Raw genomic sequence first — 12,872 nt, 5'->3', positions numbered from 1 at the left:
AACGGATTAGGACCGCCCCTGACCTAGTTGATTCCTACCGTGGAGACATGACGGTATTCGAGCCCTTCCGAATCGACATTCCGGCCTCCGACATCGACGATCTGCGGACCCGCCTGGCTCGCACCCGCTGGCCCGCCGACCTGCCCGAGGTGGGCTGGTCCTACGGCATTCCGACCGCCTACGTACGCGAGCTGTGCGAGTACTGGGGCAGCGGCTACGACTGGCGCGTCCACGAGGCCGAACGCAACCGCCATCCCCAGTTCGTCACCGAAATCGACGGTCAGCGACTGCATTTCACGCACGTCCGCTCGCCCGAACCGGGCGCCCTGCCCCTGGTGCTGGTGCACGGCTGGCCGTTCGAGGATTTCACCGACATGATCGGCCCGCTCACCGATCCGGGCGCGCACGGCGGCGATCCGGCCGACGCCTTCCACGTCGTCATCCCGACGCTGCCGGGGTTCGGCTTCTCCGGCCCGACGCGGCACGCGGGGGAGGCCTCGACCGAGCGGTCGGCCGAGCTGATCGTGAAGCTCATAACGGCCCTGGGCTACACCCGCTACGGCACGCACGGCGGGGATGCCGGATCGTTCATCGCTCCCGGCATCGGCCGCCTGGTGCCCGATCGGGTGGCGGGTGTGCACCTCAACGACCCCATCACGATCCCGTCGTGGAACGACGACGGTTCCGGTTACAGCGAGGCCGATCAGCAGAAGCTGGCGCGGCTGAAGGATTGGAGCAGTAGCGAGACCTCCGGGTACGCGGGCATGCACTCGACCCGTCCGCAGACCCTCGCTCCGGCCGTCGCGGACTCCCCGGCGGGTCTGCTGGCCTGGGTGCTCGACGTGGTGAACACCTTCACCGATCCGGCCCGCGAGACCCCGGACGCGGCGATCGACCGCGACCTGCTGCTGACCAACCTCGCGGTGCTGTGGTTCACCGGCACCGCGGGTTCGTCCATGCGCCTGTACAAGGAGTCTCAGCACTGGGGCGCCGAGCTGCCCGACTCCGGCGTGCCGACCGGGGTCGCGGTCTTCCCTGGTAACGGCACGATTCGCGGCTTGGCCGAACGGCAGAACACCGTCGTGCACTGGTCGGAGTTCGATCGCGGCGGCCACTTCGCCTCGATGGAGACCCCCGATCTGCTGACCCGCGATCTGCGTGACTTCTTCCGAAAGTTGCGCTGACGTCGGCGAATATCGGTCCGCCGCAAAGGGTTCGGCCGCGATCCGGCCGGACTCTGGCAGGATGGCGCTATGGCCGAGATCCACGAGACGACCATGCAGCCCTCCAAACTGGAATTGCTGACGGCGTGGCTACCCACCCGGCACTGGCATGTCGGCGCCGGGACGCCCGCCCTGGTCAAGTCGGGCGGATTCCGGCTCGACGACCCCGACGGCGAGGTCGGCATCGAACTCCTGGTCGTCACCGACCTCGCGGGTCCGGCGCCGGTCGCGTATCTGGTTCCGATGACCTACCGCGGCGCCCGCGTGGAGGGTCTGGACCACGCGCTGATCGGCACCTCCGAACACGGTGTGCTAGGGATGCGCTGGCTCTACGACGCCGCCCACGACCCGGTGTTCATCGAGCAGGCCGCCCTGCTGCTGACCGGCAAGGCCACCCCGCAGGACCAGAACACCAGTGACACCCCCGACCTGACGGTGCACGTGGTACCGGGCGATATCCTCACGCCCGCACCGGGATTCCGGCCCACGGTGATCGACACCGACGCCCAGACCGATATCGCCTTCGACTCCGACCGTTCCACCAATGCGGGCGCGGAGCTGATCCGCGTGCACCGGCGCCTCGCCACGGGCCGGTCGCTGGGTCGTGACCGCAGCCATCTGGACGCGCCGTGGTCGGCCCCCGACGGCACCACGCCGCGCGGGGTTTTCCTCAGCGCTCCCTGATCCGGGACGGCCCCGACGCGCCGGGCGCACACGCAAACGTTCAGTTACCTGGACTAATCGGTCATATCATGAATAGGTGCCCGCCAACCGGATAGAGGGGCGAAGCGAGGTCTTCGCCGATTGGGCTTGGCAGTCGCTGGTCGTCACCGGCGGCTGCTCTGTGGTGCTGGGGGTGGTCCTGGCGGTCTGGCCGGACAAGTCGTGGCAGGTGGCGGGGATCCTCTTCGGGCTGGTGCTGCTGGCGACGGCGGCCTTCCAACTGGTGATGGCGTTCGGCGCCCGGATCCACACCGCCCTGAAATGGCTCGAGGTCTCGAGCGCGGTCGTCTCCCTCGTGCTGGCGCTGTGGACCCTCGACGGTGGCGAGTGGGTTTCCTTGCTGTCCTTGTGGATTGGGATCGGCTGGGTGCTGCGGGGAATCGTGCAGGCGATCGTCGGGGTGTGGTCGGAGGAGTACGCGGGCGCGGGCGGACTGGAGCTGATCGGGCTGGCGACCGTGGCCGCGGGGGTGGGCGTCGCGGTCGCGCCGTTCACGACGCTGCCGCCGCTCTCGATCACCGTGGGGCTGCTGACGGTCGCGCTCGGCGTCTCGGAGATCGCGATCGGCCTGCGGGTGCAGCCGGCGACCGTCGGAACTGTCTGACGAATCCGCCGCGCGACCTTCGTATTTCTCTCGAATAATTGACCCTCGCGAAATTCTTCAATTGCCCGAGATTTGCCAGTAGGTTCGGGGTGTTCGTGTGCTCGGGAACCAGAACGCGCGACGGGCGCCGCCGCGTCACGCTGAGAGGCAGGGTAGATGGCGCGAAACAACGGCAGCGGCGTGGTCGACAGCGAGCTCACCGAGGCGCTGATCCGATCGCGCCGGTTCTTCACCCGCGCCGAGATCTCACCCGACGGACGGACCGAATACCTGCGCGGCGGACGGCAGGCCGACGACTTCTACCGCGACCGCTGGTCCCACGACAAGGTGGTGCGCTCCACCCACGGCGTCAACTGCACCGGCTCCTGCTCGTGGAAGGTGTACGTCAAGGACGGCATCATCACCTGGGAGACCCAGGCCACCGACTACCCCAGCGCCGGTCCGGACCGACCCGAGTACGAACCCCGAGGCTGTCCGCGCGGCGCGGCCTTCAGCTGGTACACCTACTCGCCGACCCGGGTGCGCTACCCCTACGTGCGCGGCGTGCTGCTCGAGCTGTACCGGGAAGCCAAGGCGCGCACCGGAGATCCGGTGCTGGCGTGGGAGTCGATCGTCTCCGATCCCGAGCTGGCCGAGCGCTACAAGAGCGTGCGCGGGCGCGGCGGACTGGTCCGGGCGACGTGGGCGGAGGCTGTCGAACTCGTCGCGGCGGCGCACGTGCACACGGTGAAAGCGTACGGCCCCGACCGCATCGCCGGATTCTCGCCGATCCCGGCCATGTCCATGACGTCGTTCGCCGCCGGGTCGCGCTTCATATCCCTGGTCGGCGGCTGCATGCTCTCGTTCTACGACTTCTACGCCGACCTGCCGGTGGCCTCCCCGCAGGTGTTCGGCGACCAGACCGACGTCCCCGAGTCCGGAGACTGGTGGGACGCGGGCTATCTCGTCATGTGGGGCTCCAATGTCCCTGTCACGCGTACCCCGGACGCGCACTGGATGGCGGAGGCGCGCTACCGGGGCCAGAAGGTCGTCTCCATCGCCCCCGACTACGCCGACAACGTCAAATTCGCCGACGAGTGGCTCGCCCCGCATCCGGGCACCGATGGCGCGCTGGCCATGGCGATGGGGCACGTGATCCTGCGCGAGTTCTTCGTCGACCGCCAGGTGCCGTACTTCGAGGAGTACGCGCGCAAATACACCGATCTGCCCTTCCTGGTGCGCCTGGAGAAGTCGGGCGACGGCTACCGGCCGAGCAAGTTCCTCACCGCCTCGGACCTGCCCGAGTACTCCGGCGACGCCAATGCCGCGTTCAAGACGGTGCTACTGGATCAGAGCGGAAAACCGGTGGTGCCCAACGGTTCTCTCGGCTTCCGCTACGGCGAGGAGGGCGCCGGGAAGTGGAACCTGGAGCTGGGTGACATCGAACCGCTGTTGTCGATGGACAGCCGGAGCGCGGTCGCGGTCACCTTGCCGCGCTTCGACACCGGTGACGGCAGCGCCGCCGAACTGCGGCGCGGCGTGCCCGCCCGCACCATCGGCGGCCACCTTGTCACCACCGTCATGGATCTGATGCTGGCCCGCTACGGCGTGGAACGTCCGGGCCTGCCGGGAGAGTGGCCCACCGGCTACGACGATGCCTCGCAGCCGGGCACCCCGGCCTGGCAGGAGACCATCACCGGCGTCCCGGCCGAGCAGGCTGCCCGTATCGGACGCGAATTCGCCGCCAATGCCGAGGAATCGCGCGGCCGGTCCATGATCCTGCTGGGCGCGGGCACCAACCACTGGTTCCACTCCGACACCATGTACCGCGCCTTCCTCGCCCTCACCACGCTGACCGGGTGTCAGGGCGTGAACGGCGGTGGCTGGGCGCATTACGTCGGTCAGGAGAAGTGCCGCCCGGTGACGGGGTGGGCGCAGGTGGCCAATGCGCTGGACTGGACGCGCCCGCCGCGGCAGATGATCCAGACCGCCTACTGGTATCTGCACACCGACCAGTTCCGCTACGACCCGTTCACCGCGGATCAGCTGACCACCACCGACGGGGCCGGTCATCTGGCCGGTAAGACCACCGCCGATCTGCTGGCCAAGACCGCGCGGATGGGCTGGATGCCGTCGTTCCCGACCTTCGACCGCAACCCCCTCGACCTGGTCGACGAGGCGGAGGCGGCCGGCGTCGCGCCCGCGGATCATGTGGTGGCGCAACTGAAATCGGGTCGGCTCGGCTTCGCGGGCGAGGATCCCGACAACCCCGCCAACTTCCCGCGGCTGCTCACCATCTGGCGCTCCAACCTGCTGGGCTCCTCGGCCAAGGGCAACGAGTACTTCCTGAAACATCTGCTCGGCGCGGACAATTCGTTGCGCGCCGAGGAGGCCTCGCCGGAGAGCCGGCCCACCGACGTGGTGTGGCGCGCGGAGGCCCCGGTCGGGAAGCTGGATCTGCTCCTCACCCTGGACTTCCGCATGACCAGCACCACCTTGTTCTCCGATGTGGTGCTGCCGGCGGCCACCTGGTACGAGAAGCACGACCTGTCCTCGACGGACATGCACCCGTTCGTGCACTCGTTCAGCCCGGCCATCGCGCCGCCGTGGCAGACGCGCACCGACTGGGACGCGTTCATGACCATCGGCGAGGAGTTCAGCAGGCTGGCCGCGCAGCACCTGGGGGTGCGCAAGGATCTGGTCGCCACCCCGCTGCTGCACGACACCCCCGACGAGATGGCCAATGCCCACGGCATCGTGCGGGACTGGAAAGCCGGTGAATGCGAACCGATTCCGGGCGTGACGATGCCGCGCCTGACCGTCGTGGAGCGCGATTACGGCGCGGTGTTCGCCAAGATGCAGGCCGTGGGTCCGCTGCTGGACACGCTGGGCGCGACCACCAAGGGCATCACCTTCGATGTCGAGCGCGAGGTCGGGTATCTGGCCCGCAAGAACGGCGTGGTGCAGGACGGTCCGGCGGCCGGGCGGCCCTCGCTGAAGCGCGATATCGATGCGTGCGAGGCGATCCTCGCGCTGTCGGGAACCACCAACGGCCACCTGGCGACGCAGGGTTTCACGACGTTGGAGAAGCGCACCGGCACCCGGCTGGCCGATCTGGCCGCCGAGCACGAGGGCAAACAGATCACCTTCGCCGACACCCAGGTCGCGCCGGTGCCGGTGATCACCTCCCCGGAGTGGTCGGGCTCGGAGACCGGCGGCCGCCGCTACTCGCCGTTCACGGTCAATGTGGAACGGAACAAGCCCTGGCACACCCTCACCGGACGCCAGCACTTCTTCCTCGACCACGACTGGATGGAGGAGGTCGGCGAGCAGCTGCCCGTCTATCGGCCGCCGCTGAACATGACCGCCCTGTTCTCCGAACCCCCGCTGGGCGACCAGGGCGAGGCGGGCCTGACCCTGCGCTACCTGACCCCGCACTCGAAGTGGTCGATCCACTCCGAGTACCAGGACAACCTGTTCATGCTCAGCCTCTCCCGCGGCGGGCCCGGCATCTGGATGTCGAACATCGACGCCGCGAAACTCGGTATCCACGACAACGATTGGATCGAGGCGGTCAACCGCAACGGTGTGGTCGCCGCCCGCGCCATCGTCACCCACCGCATGCCCGAGGGCACGGTCTATATGAACCACGCCCAGGACCGCCTGATCGACGTCCCGCTGGCGGAGACCTCCGGCAAGCGCGGCGGTATCCACAACTCGCTGACCCGATTGCTGATCAAGCCCACCCACCTGATCGGCGGCTACGCCCAATTGTCGTTCGCCTTCAATTATCTCGGCCCCACCGGCAATCAGCGTGACGAGGTCACGGTCATCCGCCGCCGCACCGACCAGGAGGTTCGCTACCGATGAAGCCCATGGCGCAGCTGGCGATGGTGATGAACCTCGACAAGTGCATCGGCTGCCACACCTGCTCGGTGACCTGCAAGCAGACCTGGACCAACCGGGCCGGGGTGGAGTACGTGTGGTTCAACAATGTGGAAACCCGTCCCGGACAGGGGTATCCGCGCACGTACGAGGATCAGGACAGGTGGCGGGGCGGGTGGAAGCTGGACCGCAAGGGCCGGTTGCAGCTGCGCGGCGGCGGGCGGATGCGGAAGCTGTTCACCATCTTCGACAACCCGATCCTGCCGGAGCTGAAGGACTACTACGAGCCCTGGACCTACGACTACGAGACGCTGACCACCGCGCCCGTGCAGCAGCGCACGCCGGTCGCCCGGCCCAAGTCGCTGATCTCGGGAAAGAACACCGCGATCACCTGGTCGGCCAACTGGGATGACAATCTCGGCGGCGCACCGGAACTGGCCACCCAGGACCCCATCGCCCGGCAGCTCGGCGACAAGGTGAAGTTCGAGTTCGAGCGCACCTTCATGTTCTATCTGCCGCGTATCTGCGAGCACTGCCTGAACCCGGCGTGCGCCGCCTCGTGCCCGTCGGGCGCGATCTACAAGCGGGCCGAGGACGGCATCGTGCTGGTCGACCAGGATCGCTGCCGCGGCTGGCGCATGTGCGTGTCGGGGTGCCCCTACAAGAAGGTGTTCTTCAACCACCGCACCGGCAAGGCCGAGAAATGTACGTTCTGCTTCCCGCGGGTGGAGGTCGGGCTGCCGACGGTGTGCGCGGAGACCTGCGTCGGGCGGCTGCGCTACATCGGGGTGATGCTCTACGACGCCGACACCGTGACGCGGGTGGCGGCCACTCCGGACGAGCAGGATCTGTATGCGGCGCAACGGGATGCCTTCCTGGACCCCTTCGATCCGGAGGTGATCACGGCCTGCGAGCGTGCGGGGATTCCGCGGGACTGGGTGCAGGCCGCGCAGAATTCGCCGGTGTACGCGCTGATCCGCACCTATCGGGTGGCATTGCCGCTGCATCCGGAATACCGGACCGTGCCGATGGTCTGGTACATCCCGCCGCTGTCTCCGGTGGTGGACGCCCTGCGCGACACCGGGAACGACGCCGAGGATCACGGCAATCTCTTCGCCGCCATCGAGGCCCTGCGCATTCCGGTGGAGTACCTGGCCGAACTGTTCGCCGCCGGCGACACCGAGGTCGTCAACGGCGTGCTGCGCAAGCTGGCTGCCATGCGCAGCTACATGCGCGACGTGAACCTGGGCCGGGAGACCCGTCCCGAGATCGCCACCAAGGTCGGCATGACCGAGAAGGAGATCTACGAGATGTACCGACTGCTGGCCATCGCCAAATACGAGGACCGGTACGTGATTCCGGCCGCCCACGCCGAACAGGCGCACGGGCTGGAGGAACTCGCCACCGAATGCAGTCTCGACTACGACGGCGGGCCGGGCATGACCGGTCCCTTCGGCGAGAGCTCGGGGGCGCTGACGCCGGTGGCGGTGGAGAACTTCCGCATGCTCCAGGAGCGCCAGACCGCCGACCGCTCCGCCGAAGTCGCCGGGTCGGGCCGGGTCAATCTGCTCAACTGGGACGGGCGCGGCCATCCCGACGGGCTCATGCCCCAGCAGCAGGGGAGGCACCGCAAATGAGGCGTAACAAGCCCGCGCGGCCCGCGTCCGGGGACACCGAGCGGGCCGCCGCCTGGCAGGTGCAGTCGCTGCTGCTCGGCTATCCCGATGAGCCGCTGCTGGATTCGCTGCCCCTGCTGGCGCGCGCGGTCTCGGCCCTCCCTGAAGCAGTCGGTGCGCCGTTGCAGCGGGTGCTGTCCTATCTGGAGACCGCGCAACCACTCGCCGCGGCGACCGCCTACGTCGACACCTTCGACCACCGCAAACGTTTCAGCCCCTACCTGACCTGGTTCCTCTACGGCGACACCCGCAAACGCGGGATGGCGCTGCTGCGGTTCAAACAGGTCTATCAGGCGGCCGGGATGGTTCTCGGTGACGACGAGCTGTCCGATCACCTGGCGGTGGTGCTCGAATTCGCCTCGGCGCATCCGGTTCCCGGGGAGCAGTTGCTGGTCGAGCACCGCGCCGGCATCGAGGTCATGCGGATGGCGTTGCGGGAGTCCGCGTCACCGTGGGCCGGTGTCCTGGACTCGGTCTCGGCGACCCTGCCGGCCTTGCAGGGTTCCGAGCGTGAGGCCGTCGCCAAGCTCATCGCCGCCGGGCCGCCGGGCGAGGACGTCGGCCTGGAACCGTTCGCACCGCCCACGTACATGCCGGATTTCATCGGAGGCCGACGTTGACGCTCACCGCCAAGGATTATCTGTTGTGGGTCGCCGTCCCGTACGCGGCGCTGGGGATGTGCGTCGTCGGGCTGATCTGGCGGTATCGCTACGACAAGTTCGGCTGGACCACCCGCTCCTCGCAGCTCTACGAGAACCGGCTGCTGCGACTGGGGTCGCCGCTGTTCCACTACGGCATCGTGTTCGTGTTCCTCGGGCACGTGATCGGCCTGGTGATCCCGGAATCGTGGACCGAGGCGGTGGGCATCAGTGAAAGCGTCTACCACGCGGCGTCGTTCAGCCTGGGCGCGATCGCGGGCGTCGCGACGGTCGCCGGCCTGATCATCCTGATCTACCGACGCCGCACGGTGGGCCCGGTCTTCTCGGCCACCACCCGCAACGACAAGGTCATGTACGTGCTGCTGGGCCTGACCCTGGCGCTGGGCCTCGGCGCGACGCTGTACGGCAATCTGACCGGCCACCCGCACAACTACCGCGAGGACATCGCCCCGTGGTTCCGGTCCATCTTCTACTTCCAGCCCGAGCCGGAACTGATGGTCGACGCGCCCGTCGGTTTCCAGCTGCACGCGCTGTCGGCCTGCGCCCTGTTCGCGTTCTGGCCCTTCAGCCGCCTCGTGCACGTGTTCTCCGCCCCCGTCGGCTACCTGACCCGCCCCTACGTCGTCTACCGCAGCCGCGATGTCCGGACCCCGGGTGAGTCGAAGCCCAAGCGCGGATGGGAGCCGGTGGGGCGCTAGGCGACACGGCCTAGTCCGAGGCGGCTCGCGCGGTTGCCAGCACGCCTTCGAGGACGCAGGACAGGCCGAAGGCGAATGTCTGCTCGGGAGTGGGGTCTTCGGCGTCGCGGATGCGGCGGGCGAAGTGGGGATAGTCGCCGGTGGCGATGGCGGTTCGGAGGTAGGGGCCGACCGCCTCGCGCCACTGGTTCTCGGTGAGTCCGGTGCGTCGTTGGGCGCGAATCTCGGACAGTTCCTGGATGGCGGCGCCGGCGACGTAGGACAGCACCGTGTCGACGATATTGGCGGCCAGCGTGATGTCGTCGGTGAGCTCCAAGGCCGCGGCCATGGCGATATCGAAGCGGCGCAGGGCATTCGGGCCCAGGGCTGGACGGCCGGACAGGACGCGGCCCAGCCAGTGATGGCGGAGCAGGAGATCCCGGAAGTGGTGGGCGACCGCGGCGAGGTCGGCGCGGGCATCACCGGTGAGGGCCGGTGGCGGGATTTCGGCCTGGGCGGCGTCGATCATGAGGTCCAGTAGTTCGCCGCGGTCGGTGATGTAGCGGTAGAGCGAGGCGGTGCCGGAGCCGAGTTCGGTGGCGATGCGGCGCATGGATACCGCGTCGAGCCCCTCGGTGTCGGCCAGGGTCAGGGCGGTGGCGACGATGCGGTCGACGCTGGGCGCGCGCCGGGCGGGTTCCGGGCGTTCCTTGCTCCAGACCAGCACGGGGTTGTCGTTCGTCATCACGCTCCTGTCCGGATTCTCGCGCGTCGCCGCGCCATTGCGCTCAGCCTAACACTGTGGTTACGGTGTATCCATTACGGCTACGGTGTATCCATAAGGAGTTTCGCAATGACCGAACACCGAGTTACCGTCCTGATCGCCGGGGGAGGCACGGTCGGCCTGGCCGCCGCCGTCTTCCTGTCCGGGTACGGCGTTCCGACGATCGTGGTCGAGGCGCAGCCCGGCCCGTCACCGCATCCGCGCGCCACCGGGCTGTCGCGGCGAACCATGGAGATGCTGCGCGCCGAAGGGCTCGAAGACGCGGTCAATGCGGTGAGCATCGATATGCGCGCCGGGCTCGGCAAGGTCTACACGCGCACACTGGCCGAGGCAGACTTCGCCGCAACCGATCCCGCGGCCGCGGTGGCTGCCGCCTCGCGCACGGACGATTCCAGTCCGGCGCTGGTGCGGGGTACGTGCCCGCAGCATCGGCTGGACTCGGTGCTGCTGCCCGCGGCGCGGGAACGCGGTGCGGTGGTGCGGTATTCGACGCGGCTGGAATCGTTCACGCAGGACGACGACGGCGTGCGCGCGGTGTTGTCCGATGGCTCCGTGGTGCGAGCCGACTATCTGATCGGGGCGGACGGGGCGCGTAGTGATGTCCGCGGCCTGCTCGATATCGAGGTCGAGGGGCCCGGGCCCTTGGGAACGCCCATGATCAGCATGCTGTTTCGCGCTGACCTCACCCCGTATACCGGCGGCCGCTCTTTCGCGACCTGCACGATCGAAAACCCGGACATCTCGGGCCTGCTGGTCACCGTGGACGGAACCGGCGAGTGGATTCTCCATGTGCCCGCCGATGATTCGGACGGGGGACTCCCCGATGCCCGGTGCGTGGAGCTGATCCGGGCGGCGGTCGGTGACCCTGGCATCGACGTCGAGGTGATCAGCGTGCTGCCCTGGCGGCCGCGTGGACAGCTGGCCGAGCGGTTCCGATCCGGTCGGGTCTTCCTCGTGGGCGATGCCGCCCACACCGTGCCTCCGTTGGGCGCTTTCGGACTGAATACCGGTGTGGCCGATGCTCACAACCTCGCGTGGAAGATCGCCGCCGTCCACCTCGGGTGGGCCGACCCTGGACTTCTGGACAGCTACGAGGCGGAACGGCGGCCGGTCGCCGCGACCACGCTCGCGCAAGCCGTGCTGCGGCTGTCGGACCCCCGGCTGCACTGGGAGAACTCCCCGGAGATCGTCGCTGCTCGCCAACGGGCCGGAGTGTTCAATGCGCCCGTCGTGCACGTGGGTTACCGCTACGAATCCACCGCTGTCATCGGCTCGAATCCGGCATTGCCATCCACCGAGGACATTTCGCTGGTCCTGGACGGCACGCCCGGCTCGCGCCTGCCGCATCGCTGGGTGCCGCACGACGGGGACAGGGCATCGACGCTGGATCTGGTCGGCAGGGATCTCACCGTCCTGACCGCCGACGAGGACTGGGCTGATGCCGCGCACGCCGCCGCCGACGCACTGGCGATTCCCTTGACCGTGCATCGAATCCCGGTGACGGACAGCGATTGGACCGGTGGCATCGGTCTGCGCCCGGACGGCGTGGTCCTGGTGCGCCCCGACCATGTGGTCGCCTGGCGCATGATCGACCGGCCCCTCGACCCGCGGATCGCCCTGATCGATGCGTTGAGTGAAATCCTGTCGCTGAACGGTCGAGCGATGCGGCCGGTAGGCAGCGGTAGGTAGGGTTCGGCTCGTGGCGAGGATCGCGTTTCTGGGGTTGGGCCGGATGGGTGCGGGGATGGCGGGGCGCATGGTCGCCGCCGGGCACGAGGTGGTGGTCTACAACAGGACCGCCGCCAAGGGCGCCGAACTCGTCGCTCAGGGAGCCGTATTCGCGGCCACGCCTCGCGAGGCCACCCGGAACGCCGAGGCGATCCTCGCCATGGTGGCCGATGACGAGGCGTCGCGGGCGGCCTGGCTGGGGGCGGACGGCGCGCTGGCGGGGGACTACGTTCCGGGCGCATTCGCCGTGGAGTTCTCGACCCTCTCCCGGCCGTGGGTGCTGGAGCTGGCGAAACATGCCGCCGCCCAGGGTCTTCGGTATCTCGACTCCCCGGTGACGGGGCTGCCCGACGTCGCGGCTGCGGGGCGACTGACCCTGTTCGTCGGTGCGGCCGCCGCTCACCTCGATGCGGCGCGCCCACTGTTGCGACCCCTGTGCACCGACATCGTGCACTTCGGTGAGGCCGGTTCGGGCACGAGCTACAAGCTGATCCAGAACCTGCTCGGTTCCATTCAGATCGCCGCCACCGCCGAGGCCCTGCGCACCGCGGAACTCGCGGGTTTGGACCTGTCGGTCGTCGCCGATACCCTCTCGCGTGGCGGCGCGGCCAGCCCGACGGTGATCCGCATGTGCGCGGAGATGATCGCCGGCGCGCACGACCGCGATATCGCCTTCACCGCGGCGCTGCGGCTGAAGGACACCCGGATCGGGGTCGAACTGGCCGACGCGGTCGGCACTCCCGCGGCTCTGGGCCATACCGCCGAGCGGATCTTCGAGCGTCTGATCGCGGCGGGACATGGCGACCTATCCGAAACGAAGCTCATCGACCTGTTGAGAGGTCCTGCCATGGGATGACTTCCGGGCCTGTCAATACCTCGGAGGTCGGATAGGGAATCCGGGACCGTGGTGGATGTGGCGGGGACGCTGCCGGAA

General features: G+C 68.5%; 10 protein-coding genes. 9 read left to right on the top strand and 1 reads right to left on the bottom strand.

The features are described from left to right. The first annotated feature begins 47 nt into the window (after positions 1 to 47). The 7 genes from ABZ382_RS00805 (at position 48) to narI (ending at position 9,447) form a co-directional block, all read left to right on the top strand. Positions 48 to 1,184: an epoxide hydrolase family protein gene (locus ABZ382_RS00805; RefSeq protein WP_357081941.1), complete on the top strand. Its 1,137-nt coding sequence runs from the start codon at positions 48 to 50 to the stop codon at positions 1,182 to 1,184. 69 nt (positions 1,185 to 1,253) lie between these two features. After that, positions 1,254 to 1,907 carry a 1,4-alpha-glucan branching protein gene (locus ABZ382_RS00800; RefSeq protein ID WP_357081939.1) on the top strand — a complete coding sequence of 218 codons (654 nt, stop codon included), beginning with the start codon at positions 1,254 to 1,256 and terminating at the stop codon, positions 1,905 to 1,907. 76 nt (positions 1,908 to 1,983) lie between these two features. Next, positions 1,984 to 2,550, top strand: a complete 567-nt coding sequence (locus tag ABZ382_RS00795; RefSeq protein WP_357081937.1) for a DUF308 domain-containing protein — start codon at positions 1,984 to 1,986, stop codon at positions 2,548 to 2,550. Between the two features lie 156 nt (positions 2,551 to 2,706). After that, on the top strand, positions 2,707 to 6,399 hold the full coding sequence (locus tag ABZ382_RS00790; RefSeq protein ID WP_357081935.1) for a nitrate reductase subunit alpha: 3,693 nt from the start codon (positions 2,707 to 2,709) through the stop codon (positions 6,397 to 6,399). Beyond that, positions 6,396 to 8,051, top strand: coding sequence for a nitrate reductase subunit beta (narH, locus tag ABZ382_RS00785; protein ID WP_357081933.1), 1,656 nt, complete (start codon positions 6,396 to 6,398; stop codon positions 8,049 to 8,051). Before ABZ382_RS00790 ends, narH begins: the two co-directional genes overlap by 4 nt. Further along, positions 8,048 to 8,710, top strand: a complete 663-nt coding sequence (narJ, locus tag ABZ382_RS00780; RefSeq protein ID WP_357081931.1) for a nitrate reductase molybdenum cofactor assembly chaperone — start codon at positions 8,048 to 8,050, stop codon at positions 8,708 to 8,710. Before narH ends, narJ begins: the two co-directional genes overlap by 4 nt. A gap of 20 nt (positions 8,711 to 8,730) precedes the next feature. After that, a complete protein-coding gene (narI, locus tag ABZ382_RS00775; protein ID WP_357083965.1) occupies positions 8,731 to 9,447 on the top strand; it encodes a respiratory nitrate reductase subunit gamma in 717 nt (238 codons plus the stop codon). Between the two features lie 10 nt (positions 9,448 to 9,457). Here the strand turns inward: narI and ABZ382_RS00770 are convergent, their stop codons facing one another. Next, complete coding sequence (locus tag ABZ382_RS00770; protein ID WP_357081929.1) at positions 9,458 to 10,171, bottom strand: TetR/AcrR family transcriptional regulator; 714 nt, start codon at positions 10,169 to 10,171, stop codon at positions 9,458 to 9,460. 108 nt (positions 10,172 to 10,279) lie between these two features. Between ABZ382_RS00770 and ABZ382_RS00765 the strand changes: the two genes are divergently transcribed. Then, a complete protein-coding gene (locus ABZ382_RS00765) occupies positions 10,280 to 11,899 on the top strand; it encodes an FAD-dependent monooxygenase (RefSeq protein WP_357081927.1) in 1,620 nt (539 codons plus the stop codon). Between the two features lie 10 nt (positions 11,900 to 11,909). Beyond that, positions 11,910 to 12,794, top strand: coding sequence for an NAD(P)-dependent oxidoreductase (locus ABZ382_RS00760; protein ID WP_357081925.1), 885 nt, complete (start codon positions 11,910 to 11,912; stop codon positions 12,792 to 12,794). The last annotated feature ends 78 nt before the right edge of the window (positions 12,795 to 12,872 follow it).

Source organism: Nocardia sp. NPDC005825 (assembly GCF_040630175.1).
Classification (GTDB): domain Bacteria; phylum Actinomycetota; class Actinomycetes; order Mycobacteriales; family Mycobacteriaceae; genus Nocardia.
This window is presented reverse-complemented; position numbering and strand designations above follow the sequence as displayed.

Excerpts from the sequence above, each read along its gene's own strand:
- ABZ382_RS00805 (WP_357081941.1), top strand. The coding sequence starts at position 48 with ATGACGGTATTCGAGCCCTTCCGAATCGACATTCCGGCCTCCGACATC.
- ABZ382_RS00800 (WP_357081939.1), top strand. The coding sequence starts at position 1,254 with ATGGCCGAGATCCACGAGACGACCATGCAGCCCTCCAAACTGGAATTG.
- ABZ382_RS00790 (WP_357081935.1), top strand. The coding sequence starts at position 2,707 with ATGGCGCGAAACAACGGCAGCGGCGTGGTCGACAGCGAGCTCACCGAG.
- narH (WP_357081933.1), top strand. The coding sequence starts at position 6,396 with ATGAAGCCCATGGCGCAGCTGGCGATGGTGATGAACCTCGACAAGTGC.
- narJ (WP_357081931.1), top strand. The coding sequence starts at position 8,048 with ATGAGGCGTAACAAGCCCGCGCGGCCCGCGTCCGGGGACACCGAGCGG.
- ABZ382_RS00770 (WP_357081929.1), bottom strand. The coding sequence starts at position 10,171 with ATGACGAACGACAACCCCGTGCTGGTCTGGAGCAAGGAACGCCCGGAA.
- ABZ382_RS00765 (WP_357081927.1), top strand. The coding sequence starts at position 10,280 with ATGACCGAACACCGAGTTACCGTCCTGATCGCCGGGGGAGGCACGGTC.